This is a genomic window from Acinetobacter sp. C26M (assembly GCF_023702675.1).
GTDB lineage: Bacteria > Pseudomonadota > Gammaproteobacteria > Pseudomonadales > Moraxellaceae > Acinetobacter.
The window spans coordinates 3,101,918-3,118,249 of record NZ_CP098478.1 but is presented as its reverse complement, the minus strand read 5'-3'; the positions used below and the strand labels follow the sequence as shown (position 1 = coordinate 3,118,249).

Annotated in this window: 12 protein-coding genes; 5 read left to right on the top strand and 7 right to left on the bottom strand. The window is 42.3% G+C overall.

The features are described from left to right. Window positions 1–170 precede the first annotated feature (170 nt). A complete protein-coding gene (locus tag NDN11_RS14235) occupies window positions 171–3,071 on the bottom strand; it encodes a valine--tRNA ligase (RefSeq protein WP_251110006.1) in 2,901 nt (966 codons plus the stop codon). A 372-nt stretch (window positions 3,072–3,443) separates the two neighbouring features. Between NDN11_RS14235 and NDN11_RS14230 the strand changes: the two genes are divergently transcribed. The 5 genes from NDN11_RS14230 (at window position 3,444) to NDN11_RS14210 (ending at window position 8,286) form a co-directional block, all read left to right on the top strand. Continuing rightward, the gene (locus tag NDN11_RS14230) at window positions 3,444–4,124 is read left to right on the top strand and encodes a hypothetical protein (protein ID WP_167249613.1); all 681 of its coding nucleotides are present in this window, start codon (window positions 3,444–3,446) and stop codon (window positions 4,122–4,124) included. A 113-nt stretch (window positions 4,125–4,237) separates the two neighbouring features. Next, window positions 4,238–4,900: a hypothetical protein gene (locus NDN11_RS14225; RefSeq protein ID WP_167249611.1), complete on the top strand. Its 663-nt coding sequence runs from the start codon at window positions 4,238–4,240 to the stop codon at window positions 4,898–4,900. A 13-nt stretch (window positions 4,901–4,913) separates the two neighbouring features. After that, entirely contained in the window at window positions 4,914–5,720 is an 807-nt protein-coding gene (locus NDN11_RS14220; protein ID WP_167249609.1) for an SDR family NAD(P)-dependent oxidoreductase, read from the top strand. Then, the gene (locus tag NDN11_RS14215; protein ID WP_251110005.1) at window positions 5,717–6,424 is read left to right on the top strand and encodes a Dph6-related ATP pyrophosphatase; all 708 of its coding nucleotides are present in this window, start codon (window positions 5,717–5,719) and stop codon (window positions 6,422–6,424) included. Before NDN11_RS14220 ends, NDN11_RS14215 begins: the two co-directional genes overlap by 4 nt. Window positions 6,425–6,657: 233 nt before the next feature. Then, window positions 6,658–8,286, top strand: a complete 1,629-nt coding sequence (locus NDN11_RS14210) for an OFA family MFS transporter (protein ID WP_251110004.1) — start codon at window positions 6,658–6,660, stop codon at window positions 8,284–8,286. 91 nt (window positions 8,287–8,377) lie between these two features. On the opposite strand, the gene NDN11_RS14205 is transcribed toward NDN11_RS14210, so the two are convergent. The 6 genes from NDN11_RS14205 to NDN11_RS14180 all read right to left on the bottom strand — a co-directional run bounded on the left by NDN11_RS14205 (window position 8,378) and on the right by NDN11_RS14180 (window position 15,834). Beyond that, complete coding sequence (locus NDN11_RS14205; protein ID WP_251110003.1) at window positions 8,378–8,821, bottom strand: YbjQ family protein; 444 nt, start codon at window positions 8,819–8,821, stop codon at window positions 8,378–8,380. A gap of 8 nt (window positions 8,822–8,829) precedes the next feature. Beyond that, window positions 8,830–9,180: a YbjQ family protein gene (locus NDN11_RS14200; protein ID WP_005227055.1), complete on the bottom strand. Its 351-nt coding sequence runs from the start codon at window positions 9,178–9,180 to the stop codon at window positions 8,830–8,832. 108 nt (window positions 9,181–9,288) lie between these two features. Next, window positions 9,289–10,752, bottom strand: a complete 1,464-nt coding sequence (adeK, locus tag NDN11_RS14195) for a multidrug efflux RND transporter AdeIJK outer membrane channel subunit AdeK (RefSeq protein ID WP_251111550.1) — start codon at window positions 10,750–10,752, stop codon at window positions 9,289–9,291. A gap of 5 nt (window positions 10,753–10,757) precedes the next feature. Next, the gene (gene adeJ, locus NDN11_RS14190) at window positions 10,758–13,931 is read right to left on the bottom strand and encodes a multidrug efflux RND transporter permease subunit AdeJ (protein WP_251110002.1); all 3,174 of its coding nucleotides are present in this window, start codon (window positions 13,929–13,931) and stop codon (window positions 10,758–10,760) included. Window positions 13,932–13,943: 12 nt separating this feature from the next. Continuing rightward, entirely contained in the window at window positions 13,944–15,197 is a 1,254-nt protein-coding gene (locus NDN11_RS14185) for an efflux RND transporter periplasmic adaptor subunit (RefSeq protein ID WP_167249599.1), read from the bottom strand. After that, entirely contained in the window at window positions 15,184–15,834 is a 651-nt protein-coding gene (locus NDN11_RS14180) for a phosphatase PAP2 family protein (RefSeq protein ID WP_167249597.1), read from the bottom strand. Before NDN11_RS14180 ends, NDN11_RS14185 begins: the two co-directional genes overlap by 14 nt. Window positions 15,835–16,332: the final 498 nt, after the last annotated feature.

Below are 16,332 nucleotides of genomic sequence, written 5' to 3'. Positions count from 1 at the left end.
TGACCGCAAGAAAAAGTATGCATTATTTGCCTTCTCTACAAATTGCTAAATATACTTGTGCTGATCGTGCTAAAAAATCAAGGGGCTTATTGATATTAGTAGCAGGGATTTTTTAAACAAAAAACACGTTACTCTATTCAAAGTAACGCGCTATTGTCTATCAGACTACCTTAAAGCGCAGCAATCTGCTCCATACTTTGCTTAATTTTCACTAACTGATCAGCAAACTCAGCCAATTTTACTTTTTCACCTTCAACAACTGCTGCAGGTGCTTTAGCAACAAAACCTTCATTCGAAAGTTTATTGGCAATTTGATCATGTTGCTTTTGAACTTTATCCAAGTCCTTCTGCAAACGACCCAATTCAGCTTTAGGATCAATCAAACCTTTCATTGGTACAAATACCGATGCATGGCTAACAACGCTAGAGCAAGACAACGGTGGTTCTTGCTCATTGCTTAAGAACTCGATGCTTTCAACTTTAGCGAGTGCTTTGAATAAAGCTTCGATACGGATGATTTGCTCACGCTCAGCATCAGAAATGTTCTTGAGTAATACAGGTAATAAACGCGCATTACCTAGGCCCATTTCACCACGGATGTTACGTACCGCACCAATCAAACCTTGTAACCACTGCATGTCTGCTTCAGCTTGATCATTCACTTTCGCTTGATCAGGAACAGGGTATTGCGCAGTCATAATCGTAGCACCACCTTTGCCTAACATTGGTGCAAGGGTTTGCCAGATTTCTTCAGTCAAATACGGCATCAAAGGATGCGCCAAACGTAAAGATGCTTCCATCACTGCAAGTAATACGCGACGAACTTCCGCTTTACGCTCTTCTGATACATTGGCATCGTTCAGAACTGGTTTGGTTAACTCAACATACCAGTCACAGTATTCATTCCAGATAAAGTCATAGATCGCTTGCGCAGCAAGGTCTAAACGATACGTAGCGAATGCTTGATGTACCGCAGCTTCTGCTTTTTGCAGACGGCTCATGATCCATTTTTCTGGAAGTTCCCACAGCTCAGGACGCGCTTCTTGAGCAACGGTTTGACCTTCAACATTCATCAATACGAAACGGGTTGCGTTCCAGATCTTGTTGGCAAAATTACGGTAGCCTTCAACACGTTTCATATCGAACTTAATGTCACGACCGGTATTCGCTAGTGCACAGAACGTAAAACGAACAGCATCAGTACCGTAAGCTTGAATGCCTTCTGGGAATTCTTTACGAGTTGATTTTTCAATCTTTGCTGCTTGTTTCGGGTTCATCAGACCCGTCGTACGTTTTTGTACTAAGGTCTCAAGGTCTACGCCATCAATTAAATCTAATGGGTCAAGCACGTTGCCCTTAGACTTCGACATTTTTTGACCTTCGCCATCACGAACCAGACCGTGAACATAGACCGTTTTAAACGGTACTTGTGGCGTACCATCTTCATTCTTCATGAAGTGCATCGTAAACATGATCATACGAGCAACCCAGAAGAAGATGATGTCAAAACCAGTCACCAATACATCAGTTGGGTGGAAGGTATTGAGGAAATAGTTTTCCGCATCTTTCTTGGTATCGCCAGTCCAACCTAAAGTTGAGAAGGTCCACAGCGCAGAAGAGAACCATGTATCCAGTACGTCTTCATCTTGGTTTAACACAACATCAGCAGGGATGTTGTTTTTGGCACGGACTTCAGCTTCGTCACGACCCACATAGATATTGCCTTCAGCATCGTACCAAGCTGGGATACGGTGACCCCACCAAAGTTGACGAGAGATACACCAGTCTTGGATGTTGTTCATCCACGCCATGTACATGTTGCTGTACTGTTCAGGAACAAACTTGATACGACCGTCTTGAACCGCTTCAATTGCAGGTTGCGCCAATGGTGCAATTTTTACATACCATTGATCTGTCAATAATGGTTCAACGATCACGCCTGAACGGTCACCGCGTGGTGGTTTCAGTGTATAAGGTTGAATTTGATCTAACCAGCCTTCAGCTTCAGCTTGTTCAACCAGTTTTTTACGCGCTGCAAAACGCTCTAAACCAATATAGTCCGAAGGCGCAGGGATAGTTTTAGAAATTTGCTCGCCTGCTTTGGCGATGTATTCAAACTCAGCCAATATTTCTGCATTTTTATTGAAGATATTGATGATTGGTAATTCACAACGCTTACCGACTTCATAGTCGTTAAAGTCATGTGCAGGGGTGATTTTCACACAGCCTGTACCGAATTCTTTATCTACATATTCATCTTTAACAATTGGAACAGCACGACCTGTAATTGGCAGGATAATGTTCTGACCCACAAGATGCGTATAGCGTTCATCATCAAGTGCCACAGCAACCGCGGTATCACCTAACAAGGTTTCAGGACGAGTCGTAGCGACAACGATGTGGTCTTTACCATCATGGGTACGTAGGTTTTTATCTTCAAAGAAATATTTGAAGTGCCACAATGAGCCTGCTTCTTCCTTATCCGATTCAACTTCTAAGTCTGAAAGTGCTGTTTGTAGTTTCGGGTCCCAGTTAACCAGACGTTTACCGCGATAGATTAAGCCATCTTCATGCAGTTTTACGAACACTTCTTTTACTGCATTGGACAAACCTTCATCCATAGTGAAGCGTTCGCGCGACCAGTCCACTGAAGAACCTAAACGACGGATCTGACGGGTGATGGTATCGCCTGATTGCTCTTTCCATTCCCAGATTTTTTCGATGAACTTTTCACGACCTAAGTCATGACGGCTAACGCCTTGCGCACCCAGTTGACGCTCGACCACCATCTGCGTTGCAATCCCCGCATGGTCAGTTCCTGGTTGCCATAAGGTATTTTTACCCATCATACGGTTGTAACGGGTCAGTGCATCCATGATGGCATTGTTAAAGCCATGCCCCATGTGCAAGCTACCAGTGACGTTCGGTGGTGGAATCATGATACAGAACGATTCACCTTGACCTGATGGTTTGAAATAACCTTGTTGTTCCCAGATTTGATACCATTTCTTTTCGATCTCGGTTGGATCGTAAGTGGTTGCAATATTTTGAGCAGATTGAGCGTCAGTCATAGTACAGAAGATTAAAATTGAATAAAAAATTAGATCTATTGTAGCAAAAAATCCTCGCTTCTGTAGGCATTTCAGCCATGCCAAGTGTTAATGCGAAAAGCTGCTTAAATAATGTCTGAATTGCTGTTTTTTGAGCTTTTATAGAGCAGATGTTTAGTACATCTTCATAATGTGGCTTTTATGACTGATGATCGACAGCTCAATCAAGATAAATGCTTTATAGACTTCATTTTTTTCTGAAAAAGCCGATGAAAGGCGTTGGATTTTTATACAAATAGGGTTAGATTTGTGTAATGCATCACATAACTTAAAAATATTGATGCTCAAAACAACAATATAAGAATGCGAAAAACTAAAAAAGGGATGCTTCTCATGAGTTATTCAATCCTATTGAAAATTAATGACGTCACACATGGACAATTTGAAACGATCCGCCAGCAGCTCAATGCTGGTACGCATGAGAGTCAATCACGTATCTTGGGTGAGGTGTTATCCGAAATTGCCTGTGATATTGTCGAGCAAGTGTTTTCAGTACTCTTGATTCAAAATCGCCAACCGACGCAGTTAACGCAGAAATATACGGCTGAATCAGAAAAAGTAATTCAACAGATTATTGGCGCGGTACGTAAATATATGCCGTGGTCGATTGCCTTATTTGGTAATGAGCGTCTCTGTCCTTTTGCAAATTATTTTTCCAATATGATTAAGTATCACGATGAACAGGTTTATGTGTCTTATCCGATTGATCGTCAGTTGGTGCAGCAGGCACATACATTGATCACACAACTGAAGAATAATGAAATCAGTGACATGGTTGATGTATTTCAAACCTTGATTCAGATTGTGGATTTGGGCGTGACCAGCTTGATTCGTGAACCGAAAAAATGTCTCAACTTTAATACCGTGGTCGATAAAACCTTAAATGGGGTGATCAATATGACTGCACATTTAAGTTATAAGCGTTTAGAGAAAATGGGCAATCAGGTTGATGCCAATGCCGCAACGGATTGCGTCAACCATTTTTTAGCATTTATGCATGTCGATACAGAATAGAGTGTGCTAAATTCGGCGTGTACAACGCCAAAAATCATAGAAAAATTGATCTGATTAAAGGGCTTGTTAAACAAGCTCTTTTTTTATGGAATCTTACAATTAGGGTTATGAGAATGAACACCGCCGTTTTTTTAAATATTCATGCGGATACTTATGCACGTTTTGCACATATTCGGACGCAATTATTGCAAGGAAGTAAAGAAAGTCAGGCCAATGCTTTGGGCAGTGTATTGTCTGAAATGGCTTGTGAAGTGATTGAACAAGTTTTTATGGTGCTGTTACAAGAAAATCAGCAGTATTCACAAACGGGTGAATCTGAAAAAGTGATTCAGCAAATTTTGGAAGCAATTCGCAAATATATGCCATGGTCGATTTCATTTTTTGGCAATGACCGCTTAATCCCTTTGGTGGAATATCTCTCTAAAACCCTGCAACTTGAAGATGAACAGGTATATATGACTTATCCTGTTGAGCAGCATTTGGCTCAAAAGGTCATCGCTTCTAGCCAAAAGTTGGCAGGAGGAGATCATCGAGAAGTTTCAAATGCACTTAAACTTCTTACCGAAGTGATTGATGCTGGTGTCACCCATTTGATTCGTGAACCAAAGAAATGTCTCAAGTTCAATTTTGTGGTCGATAAAACTCTTAATGGGGTGATTAATATGACCACACATTTGGGTTATAAACGTTTGGAAAAATTAGGCACGCAAATTGATCAGCAAGTAGCGGCAACATATGTAGATTACTTCCTGAAATTTATGCGTCATCAAGCATAGGCAGAACATAAAAATGGCAAAACTCAAAACTCTTGAAAATAAAGTGGTCTGGATTACGGGCGCATCATCTGGCTTAGGTAAAGCTTTAGCTCGTGAATGTGCATTGCAAGGCGCACAAGTGGTGTTGACGTCACGTCGTTATGATGAATTAGAAGCAGTACGAGTTGGATTACTCAAGCCCGAACAGCATCTTTCGATTGCTGCGGATATTACCGATGAAGCCCAAGTCCGTCATGCCCATGAACAAGTTTTGGCAAGTAAAGGGCGTATTGACTGGCTGATCAATAATGCAGGTTTGAGTCAACGTGCCTTGATTCAAGATACGACCATGCACACTGAACGTGCCATCATGGAAGTCGATTATTTTTCACAGGTCTTTTTTACCAAAACAGTATTGCCAACATTGTTAAAACAAAAATCAGGTCGGGTGGTGTTTGTTTCGAGTGTGGCTGGCTTATTGGGAACCCAATATCGTGCCACGTATTCTGCGGCTAAGGCGGCGATTCATATGTGGGCCAACAGTTTACGTGCTGAAGTTGCACCAGAGGGTGTTGAAGTTTCGGTGGTCTTCCCAGGCTTTGTCAAAACCAATGTCTCTTTTAATGCCTTAAATGGTGAAGGTAAGCCTCAAGGCCATCAGGATGAAGCCATTGAAAATGGTTTAGATGCCGATGTATTTGCGGAGCGTGTGGTGGAATCCTTGATGGCAGGCGAGCAATATATTGTAGTTGGTGGGAAAAAAGAACAATTGGGTGTGCTGGTCTCTCGATTGTCACCCAACTTGTTGTATAAGATGATTCGCAAAATGAAAGTGAAATGAGTGTGAATAAGCGTAAGAAAGCCGTTTTTAATTGGAGCGGTGGTAAAGACTCTTCTTTGGCCTTGTATAAGGTCTTACAGCAAAATGAGTTTGAGGTGGTTGCTTTATTAACTACGGTCAATGAAGAAACAGCCTTGTCGTCCATGCATGCCATTCCGCATACATTGCTTGAAAAGCAGGCTGAAAGTATTGGTATTCCACTCTATCCTGTATTCCTGCCGAAAAATCTGCCTGTCTATGAGCAACGTATGCTCGATGCAGCCAATCATTTTAAGGCACAGGGCGTTGAGCACTTTATCTTTGGTGATATCTACCTCAGTGATGTGCGTAAATATCGTGAAGATCGTTTGCATCCTTTAGGCATCGAAGTAGTTGAGCCAATATGGAATCTCAACTCGCTTGAAGTGATGCAGGATTTCTTGGATTCAGGCATTAAAACCAAAATCATTGTGACTGATGCCAGCAAATTGGATGAGTCGTTTATTGGACAGGATATCGATGCAGCTTTGCTAGAGCGGATGCCTAGTGATGTTGATGTTTGTGGTGAAAATGGCGAATACCATACTTTTGCTTATGCAGGTGGTTTATTTAAACATGCTGTTGAATTTGAAATTGCTGAAATTCGTCAGATGTCATATGAGTTTAAGTTAGAAGATGGGGAAGAGAAAACCTATCACTATTGGCAAGCAATTTTTGCAGAGTAGGGCAAATATCCTGTGCATGTCACAGGATATTTTTAAAAATCATTAAACCTGTTATTTACTTTTCATTAAAAAAAGCTACTTGATAAGAACAAGATATTTTTTGCACAATCATTTGATTGGTCTTCACTGAAAAATAAGCATAATACAAAGCTCTGGCATAAGCGCGAATGGCTGCCTAGATCCAAATGAATAATACTAACCTTTCTTTAGCAGTGAAGGCACGGAGATTGTACATGGAAAGACGACTTTCACTTTTGGCCAAGGAACGCACGATTGCCCATTCTGGTTATAACCGTTGGCTATTGCCTCCTGCCGCGTTAGCGATTCATCTCAGTATTGGTATGGCATATGGCTTTTCCGTGTTCTGGTTGCCATTATCCAAAGCATTGGGAATTGATGCCCCGATCGAATGTAAAAATATAGGTCTGCTTGAGCAGTTGTTCACTACATCCTGCGACTGGAGTGTGTCTACATTAAGCATTATGTACACGCTGTTTTTTGTATTTTTAGGTTCATCCGCATTTTTGTTTGGTGGTTGGCTTGAACATGCAGGACCGCGAAAGGCAGGCGTGGTTGCGGCATTTTGTTGGGCGAGTGGTTTGATCTTATCTGCACTGGGTGTTTATACACATCAGTTGTGGTTATTGTGGTTGGGAGGTGGAATAGGGGGCATCGGGCTTGGGCTTGGCTATATTTCACCTGTATCTACCCTGATTAAGTGGTTTCCAGACCGTCGTGGTTTAGCAACAGGTCTTGCCATTATGGGCTTTGGTGGAGGCGCCATGATTGGTGCGCCATTGGCAGATAAGTTAATGAAGCTCTTTGCAACGGATACCTCTGTTGGTGTCTGGCAAACGTTTTTGGTACTGGCTGTCGTTTATTTTATTTTTATGATCGGTGGTGCATTTGGTTACCGCATTCCGCCTTCAAATTGGAAACCGAGTGGCTGGCAACCGAGCGTAACGCAGGCGACGGGTCTTGTGACCAATCGTCATGTTCATTTAAATAAGGCATGGAAAACCAAGCAGTTTTGGTTAATTTGGGGCGTGCTCTGTCTAAATGTATCTGCTGGTATTGGCATTTTAGCGATGGCTTCGCCGTTATTACAGGAGGTATTTGGCGGACGCCTCATCGGTTTAGATGTGGGAATTAATGAATTAAACGCAGAGCAAAAAATGCAGATTGCAACTTTTGCAGCAGGTTTTACGGGTTTACTGTCCTTATTTAATATTGCTGGGCGTTTCTTCTGGGCATCGACATCGGACTTTATTGGTCGTAAAAACACCTACTTTATTTTTCTCGCGTTGGGCTTCTTGTTATATGTCTCAATTCCACACTTGGCACATGCTGAAAATTTGCCATTATTCGTTTTAGCTTTCTGTGTCATCTTGTCGATGTATGGCGGTGGTTTCGCGACGGTACCAGCCTATTTGGCAGATATTTTTGGTACGCAAATGGTCGGGGCCATTCATGGGCGTTTGCTTACCGCATGGTCTGTCGCAGGGATATTGGGAACGTTACTGATTACCAATATTCGTGATTATCAACTGGCGCACGGTGTAACTCAGGCACAATCTTATGATGTTGCCATGTATATTTTAGCGGGGATGTTGGCAGTTGGGTTTGTGCTTAATCTCTTGATCAAACCTGTCGATGAAGATCAATATATGACAGATGCGGAATTAGCCGCAGAAAAGGCTTTAGCGCATGAGAAAGTATCACAAGATCTAAGCATAGAAAATAATGTAGCACATGCACCATCTAAGACCATTACTGTGGTACTTGCTTGGTTGGTGGTAGGCCTCCCTTTATTGGTAGGGATTTGGTTTACCTTACAAAAGGCGATTGTTTTATTTCATTAATTTTAAAATCTAAGCGATAAAAAATGCCTCATGATTTGAGGCATTTTTTATTTTATGGGTAGTACAGTAATTCCCAAATAGGCTACTGTCATCAATGTTGAGCGTTTACGATTGCCGTACCATAGGCAAAGACTTCAACCATACCACCTTGCATCCCCAATTCTGTAGTACTGAGCCGAACCCCCATAATATGATTCGCCCCCATGGCATGCGCCTCTTGCTTCAGGCGAACTACAGCTTCACGACGCGCACGCTCCACCACACTTTCATAGCTGACTAGACGTCCACCAAAGAAGTTTCGAATGGTTGCCAGTACATACTTAAAATAATCATGGGAGATCACCACATTGCTGCTCACCATTTGCCCATAGGCTGAGGTTTCGACAAAGCGATTGGTATCGATACGGATATGGGAAAATTGCTGTTCTTTCTGATCCAGCTCACGTAAGTGCTTTTGCTCGATATGACGACCAAAACCCCAACCGACTGAAAATAGGATCAGAAACAGGACAATCTGAAAAATGAATCCATCCATAATTTTGCCTATGCGCCAAATGGATCAGGAAGTTTAGGTGCAACGGGTTGTACCACTACTGCGGTACCATAGACAAATAACTCTGATGCGCCTTGGGCAATATTTGAAGTCGAGAAACGAATACCGACAATGGCATTGGCACCTAGAGCTTTTGCCTTATCGATCATACGTTGTGTCGCTTCTTGACGTGATTCTTCCAGCAATTCGGTATAGCCCGTCAATTCACCACCCACAATATTCTTTAAGCCTGCCATCAAATCACGGCCCACATGTTTACTACGAACGGTGCTGCCATACACCACATCTAGCTGGCGTAAGATTTCATGACCAGGTACAGACTCTAAACTGCTTAGTAACATTGTATTTTCTAAATCATCAATATATTCAGTTTGAAGATAAGAAATATTGGTCATGGTTGCAATAAAAAAGCTCACCGAAGTGAGCTTTTTTATTCGCAAAAGATGAAATTATTTTTTTGCGTAGTGTTGTTCTGAGCTAGATGGCTGGTGCGTTACCGTTTCACTGCTAGATGCTTTGAGACCACCGCCTAAAGTTTTGTACAGTTCAACTTGGTTGTTGAGGTTTGCTTGTTGAAGCAACAATAAGCCTTGTTCAGCTGAATAAGCAGAACGTTGTGCATCCAATACGGTTAAATAGCTGTCAATACCAGCACGGAAGCGGGCATTTGAAAGCTTATAAGTGGTATTGGTTGCATCAACCAAACGACGTTGCGCGGTTAAACGGTCGCCAATGTTAGCACGCGTTGCCAAAGCATCATTCACTTCACGGAAAGCGGACTGTACTGACTTTTCATAGTTAGCAAGTGCGATTTTCTGATCGGTTTCAGAGATTTTGATATTGGCCTTACGTGTACCCCAGTCAAAAATTGGGATATTCAAGCTTGGACCAATTGACCAGACTCCATTACCAGATTTGAATAAGTCACTCAAATCAGTTGATGCATAACCAGCAGAACCAGTCAGGCTAATGGTTGGGAACAGTTGGGCTTTAGCAGCACCAATATTCGCACCCGCAGCACTTAACTGGTATTCAGACGCTTTTACATCTGGACGGTTGTTGAGTAAGTCACTTGGTAGGCCAGCACTAAACACACTTTGTTGCGTAATACGTGCAACTTGTTGTTGAGGGAGCAAGTTCTGAGGAACTGGCTGACCAACAAGCAAGTTCAACAAGTTTTGTGCTTGAGCAACTTGAGTCTTGTAGTTCGCGACATCATTACGTGCAGTTTCAACTGAAATTTGTGCTTGACGCACAGGGATTTCGCTATCAATACCCACATCAAAACGTTTCTTGTTTAAGTTAAACGAGTCTTGTTGAGCTTTTAGCGTTTGATCCGCCAATTTCAATTGCGCATTCGCGTATGAGTAGTTTAACCATGCTTGAGTGACTTGGCTGATTAAACTGATCTGCGTTGCATCGCGTGAGCTTTGTGTTGCGAGGTAGCTATCTAAAGCTGCATCTTTCAAGCTACGTACACGACCCCAGAAATCCAATTCATATGAAGTTAAGCCTAAGCCAACTTGATAAGTTGAATACGGGTTATTAGGGTCACGGCTAGGGGTGACTTGACGAACGGCACTACCACTTGCCCCAATAGTCGGCAATTGATTGTTTTCCGAGATTTGGTATTGCTGTTGCGCTTTTTGAATGTTTAAAGCGGCAGTACGTAAATCACGGTTATTGGCAAGCGCCAGATCAATCACTTGTAATAAACGTTGGTCAGCAAAGAAATCTTTGTAACCTTGTTCTGCGATTGATTTTCCAGAAGCATTACCATAAGACGCGAAGCTTTCAGGAACATCTGAACTCACAACAGGCTCTGGCCCGCGCATGCTTTGGCAGGCAGCCAAAGAAAGCGCGAGTGCAGAGATTGCAATGCCACGACTGGAAATAGACCATACAGTTTGCATCACGATCAATGCTCCTGAGTATTTAAAGTTTTAGGTTTGTACTTAAAGATACTACGAATCCACACGAAGAACACAGGGATGAAGAAAATACCTAAAAGCGTTGATGAAATTACACCACCAAGTACACCATAACCGACCGAGTGTTGGCTACCAGCACCAGCACCGCTTGCTAGAGCTAACGGTAAAACACCGAAACCGAATGCAAGTGTGGTCATGATAATTGGGCGTAAACGCATTTTTGCAGCATGTAGAGTTGCTTCAAAAAGCTCTTCACCTTGTTCCTGTAATTCTTTCGCAAATTCGACGATCAAGATCGCGTTCTTCGCGGATAGACCAATTACGGCAACAATCGCAACCTGGAAGTAAATGTTAAAGGATAAGTTTGGATCACCTTTAATCAGCATACCTAACCATGTCAATGTAAATGCGCCGACGATACCTAAAGGTACAACCAGTAATACAGAAACAGGGACTGACCAGCTTTCATAGAGTGCAGCAAGACACAGGAACACGATTAATAATGAAAGAACCAAGAGTGGAGCTGTTTGGCTACCAGAATCACGTTCTTCTAAAGATAAACCTGTCCATTCATAGTCGAAACCAGTTAAGCCCATAGAAGGTAACTTACCAATGATTTCTTCCATCGCCAACATTGCATCACCAGAGCTGACACCCGGTGCAGGAGTACCTTGAATGTTAACAGAAGATACACCGTTATAACGTTCTAGACGAGGTGAACCATAAGTCCATTCACCTTTGGCAAAGCCAGAGAAAGGAACCATTTCGCCTTTGTTATTACGTACATACCACTTGTTCAAGTCTTCAGGCATCATGCGAGTATCCGCTTCACCTTGGACATAAACTTTCTTCACACGACCACGGTCAACGAAGTCATTGATATACGAACCACCCCAAGCCATGCTCATGGTGTTGTTAATATCAGCGATACTGACACCCATTGCACCTGCTTGTGCTTGATCAATGGTGATCTGGTACTGTGGTGTATCTTCTTGACCATTTGGACGTACACCCGCAAGACGTTTGTCTTGAGATGCCATACCTAAAATCGCATTACGTGCAGCAATCAGCTTCTCATGCCCTTGACCGCTTGCATCTTTCAACTGGATATCGAAACCAGAAGCGACACCCAATTCAGGCATTGCCGGTAACTGCAATGGCATGATGTAAGACGCATCTTTCACAATCATGTTCAATGCCATACCACGTTGAATAATGGCACCAATCTGTGATTCTGGTGTCGTACGCTCACTCCAGTCTTTTAATTTAATAAAGGCAAGACCCGCGTTTTGACCTACCCCTGTGAATGAGAAACCAGCAACGGTAAAGATCGACTCTACATTTTCTTTTTCCTTATTCAAGAAGTAGCCCGTCATGGTATCAATGACTTTATCAGTACGTTCCAAGCTCGCACTTGGTGGTAACTGAACTAAGGTCATGACCACACCTTGGTCTTCTTCTGGTAAGAAAGAAGATGGTAATACTTTGTAGATACCAACCAAAGCTGCGATGACAACAATATAAAGCACACCAGAGAATAACTTGTGGTGGGTCATACGATTGACACCGCCTTGGTATTTCTCTGAAAGTTTTTCAAAGCTACGGTTAAACCAGCGGAAGAAACGCGCGAAAATATTGTTGCTTTCCTGCTTGTTTGGATCGTGTTGTTTTAACAAGGTCGCACACAGGGCAGGGGTAAAGGTTAATGCTACCAGTAATGACAGAATCATCGCGGTAACCAGCGTGATCGAGAACTGACGATAAATAACACCAGTGGTTCCACTGAAGAATGCCATCGGTACGAATACCGCTGTTAACACACTGGTAATACCGACTAAGGCACCCGAAATCTGACTCATTGACTTTTCAGTCGCTGGAATCGGTTCGAGATGTTCTTCTTGCATTACCCGTTCAACGTTCTCAACCACAACGATGGCATCATCCACCAATAGACCAATGGCAAGTACCATTGCAAACATGGTGAGTGTGTTGATTGAGAAGCCGAAGATATTAATCACGGCAAATGTACCGAGTACAACCACAGGTACAGCCAATGTTGGAATAATCGTTGCGCGCCAGTTCTGTAAGAACAAGAACATTACGATAAATACCAGCACTACTGCTTCAATCAGCGTATGGACAACACTTTCAATTGATAGACGAATAAATGGCGTCGTGTCATACGCAAGCTTGTCTTTTAAGCCGCTTGGATAATTATGACGTAACTCAGATAAACGCTTTTCAACTGCAGCAGCTGTATCCAGTGCATTGGCACCTGTTGCAAGTTTGATTGCAACACCACCTGCAGGGCTACCATTAAATTTCGAGTCGAATTGGTAGTTATCAGAACCCAGTTCTACACGTGCAACATCACCTAAACGAACTTGAGCACCACCTGAAGTATTTTTCAGGAAGATGTTTTTAAACTGTTCAGGGGTTTGCAACATGGTTTGTGCATTCACGGTTGCGTTGAGTACTTGACCCGCAGTCGATGGCGCACCACCGAGCTGACCAACTGCAACTTGAGAGTTTTGTGCACGAATGGCTGTCGCAACATCATTTGGTGTCAGGTTAAAGCTCGTCAGCTTTGCTGGATCTAACCAGATACGCATTGCATATGAACCACCAAACACTTGGAGTTCACCTACACCCGCCACACGACTCAGTGGCTCAGAAATATTTGAGTTCACATAGTCTTTAATGTCAGATGCAGAAAGGCTGTTATCTGGCGAGTAAAAAGCAATAACTTGTAAGAAGCTTGCACCAGACTTAGTTACCTTTACACCTTGACGTTGTACGTCAGCAGGTAAAAGCGCTGTTGCTGATTGCAGTTTGTTTTGAACTTGAACCTGTGCGATATCTGGATCGATACCTTGTGCAAAGTTCAAGTTAATCGATGCTTGACCATTACCCGCACTGTTCGATGAAATGTAACGTAAGCCATCCAAACCATTCATTTGTTGTTCAATGATTTGGGTTACGGTATTTTCAACAGTTTGAGCAGAAGCCCCAGGATAAGTTGCAGAAATAGTTACCGTGGGGGGGGCAATTGTCGGATATTGTGCAACTGGCATTTTTGTAAGCGTGATAATACCCGCCAACATAATGACCAGTGCAATCACCCAAGCGAAAATTGGGCGATGGATAAAAAATTGAGCCATGCAATCTACCCCTTAAGCTTCTGAAGTTGCTTTTTGTTCAGCTTTTGGTGAATTGGCTTGCTTTTGTTGTTCAGCAGCTTTTGGTGCTGCATTTTGACCTTCAGCTGCTTTTGGTTGATAAGGTTTAGCAGACACTTCTTGTCCTTCTTTTACCTTGGCAACACCATCAACAACAACTTTATCACCAGCCTGTAAGCCTTCGGTTACAATCCAGTCTTGACCTTTGACACCCACAGTTTTAACTGGACGTGTTTCGATCGCACCTTTAGCATTTACCACTAAAGCAATTGCTTGTCCTGTTGGTAAACGAGACACAGCTGCTTGAGGGATCAGATAAGCGTTTGGTAAAACTCCTTGCGAAATTTTAGCCGTTGCATACATACCTGGTAATAATAAATGGTTTGGATTTGAGAAGACTGCACGTAAAGTCACAGTACCTGTATCTGGATTCACGCTCGCATCAGAGAAAGCGAGTTGACCTTCAACTGGGTATTCAGAACCATCTTCCAGCGTGATTTTGACACGGGTATTGTTGCTGTTATTCAAGCTGCCTTTACTGAGTTGTTGGCGTAAACGCAATAATTCAGCACTGGATTGATTGATATCAACATAGATTGGATCTAGTTGTTGAATCGTGACCAGTGGATCAGCTTGGTTTGCAGTCACCAACGCACCAGGCGTTACCGAAGAGCGGCTAGATTGACCAGAAATTGGCGCGCGAACAGTTGAGTAGCCCAAAGTGATTTCAGCATTTTTCAATGCAGCTTCAGACGCAGCTACATCAGCTTCAGCCAATTTTACTTGAGCATTGATATCATCATATTCTTGTTTAGAAACAGCATTTGTTCCGACAAGCTGACGATAACGGCCTTCTTTCACACGTAATGCATTTAAGTTTGCTTGTTGACGCAATAACGTTGCACGAGCACTGTCTGCCGTTGCGCGGTTGGTATTTGCATCAATTTGATAAAGTGCTTGACCTGCTTGAACGTAGCTTCCTTCAGCAAATAATCGTTTTAAGATTACGCCACCTGTTTGAGGGCGTACTTCCGAAACTTGATATGCAGAGGTTCGTCCTGACAGTTCGACGTTTTGTTCAACGCTTTGTGGTTGCGCAACAATGACACCAACTTCTGGAGGTGGCATTTTTTGAGCAGCAGCAGCTTGCTGTGCATCTTTAGGATCTTTGCTACAACCAACAAGCGCAATGCTTGTTGCTAATGCGCAAGCAGTTAGGGCAGGAGCCCAAAGCTTAGCCGACATCATTATTCCACCTCAATTTAGATTTTTTATCTAAAAACAAATTGTTGCTGAAAGTGCTTTGATACAGCCCTAACCAAAGCAACGAAGTCCAAATCAACCCAATTCCCCAACCAGCAAGTACGTCAGTTGGGAAGTGAACCCCTGCATAAACTCTAGATATCCCCATGAATATAAACCATAAAGTAGATACTAAAATGACACTGGTGCGATACTTATACTGTTGACACAACAGCATGGCTAGACTCGCAAGGGTTGCAGCATAAAGGCTATGGGCACTTGGGAAGGATGCGCCATAACTTTGAACCAAGTGATAAAACTCCATTGGTCTTGGCCGATCAATGCTCCATTTCAGAAGCCAACCAATCACAATGCTGCCGCTCACACTTAAAGCGATAAAAGTCACATTCTTATAATTTTTAATCCACGTTTGGTAAATACACAAAAATGTTGTTAAAAATAGTAAAAAAGGCATTCCACCTAGTCGGGAGAGCAGAACTGTCACATGGTTAAGCGTAAATGAACGGTGCTCAAAAAAAGCTTGAACACTAAAAAGGTCTAAAGTTGATGCGTTGGAATTCATTAATCCAATCACACCGAGTCCTAAAAAAAAGCAACCAATACAAAGCAATAGGTACGGCATGCGCTACTCATTATTTGCTTAACCATTATTCAGGGTTGTTGAGTGTTTGAAAGTGTACTCGCGAGTACACTTTTGGTCAAGTCTTGAAATTTTATGATAATTTCATTTTTGTGTTTTTTTAAGGGCTAGTAAAAAAACATAACAAAATTTGATGTATATCTCATTTTAGATTGATATATGTACTTATTGAAATAGGCTCTTTTTAACTTATTCGTTTCACCATATACACCACATATCTGCTATAGAACATGATTAAACGAAAGCAAAAAATAAACGACTTATTTCAAGTACATTATAAAATTCTTTGGACGTCAGTAATCAAGAAGCATTGTTTCGATCTCTATCATTCAAATTGAGATACGGACTCACGTCATCGTATCTCCTTAGGGTAAAGGGGATACCATGGCTGAGAAGTGATCTATTGAACAATAGACGCAGGGAATACCAACCCATTTGAACTATTTTTGGTGGATTGATTATACGTAAAAATAGTTCAAA

Excerpts from the sequence above, each read along its gene's own strand:
- NDN11_RS14235 (WP_251110006.1), bottom strand. The coding sequence starts at position 3,071 with ATGACTGACGCTCAATCTGCTCAAAATATTGCAACCACTTACGATCCA.
- NDN11_RS14230 (WP_167249613.1), top strand. The coding sequence starts at position 3,444 with ATGAGTTATTCAATCCTATTGAAAATTAATGACGTCACACATGGACAA.
- NDN11_RS14220 (WP_167249609.1), top strand. The coding sequence starts at position 4,914 with ATGGCAAAACTCAAAACTCTTGAAAATAAAGTGGTCTGGATTACGGGC.
- NDN11_RS14225 (WP_167249611.1), top strand. The coding sequence starts at position 4,238 with ATGAACACCGCCGTTTTTTTAAATATTCATGCGGATACTTATGCACGT.
- NDN11_RS14185 (WP_167249599.1), bottom strand. The coding sequence starts at position 15,197 with ATGATGTCGGCTAAGCTTTGGGCTCCTGCCCTAACTGCTTGCGCATTA.
- adeJ (WP_251110002.1), bottom strand. The coding sequence starts at position 13,931 with ATGGCTCAATTTTTTATCCATCGCCCAATTTTCGCTTGGGTGATTGCA.
- NDN11_RS14205 (WP_251110003.1), bottom strand. The coding sequence starts at position 8,821 with ATGGATGGATTCATTTTTCAGATTGTCCTGTTTCTGATCCTATTTTCA.
- NDN11_RS14200 (WP_005227055.1), bottom strand. The coding sequence starts at position 9,180 with ATGTTACTAAGCAGTTTAGAGTCTGTACCTGGTCATGAAATCTTACGC.
- NDN11_RS14210 (WP_251110004.1), top strand. The coding sequence starts at position 6,658 with ATGGAAAGACGACTTTCACTTTTGGCCAAGGAACGCACGATTGCCCAT.
- NDN11_RS14180 (WP_167249597.1), bottom strand. The coding sequence starts at position 15,834 with ATGCCGTACCTATTGCTTTGTATTGGTTGCTTTTTTTTAGGACTCGGT.
- NDN11_RS14215 (WP_251110005.1), top strand. The coding sequence starts at position 5,717 with ATGAGTGTGAATAAGCGTAAGAAAGCCGTTTTTAATTGGAGCGGTGGT.
- adeK (WP_251111550.1), bottom strand. The coding sequence starts at position 10,752 with ATGCAAACTGTATGGTCTATTTCCAGTCGTGGCATTGCAATCTCTGCA.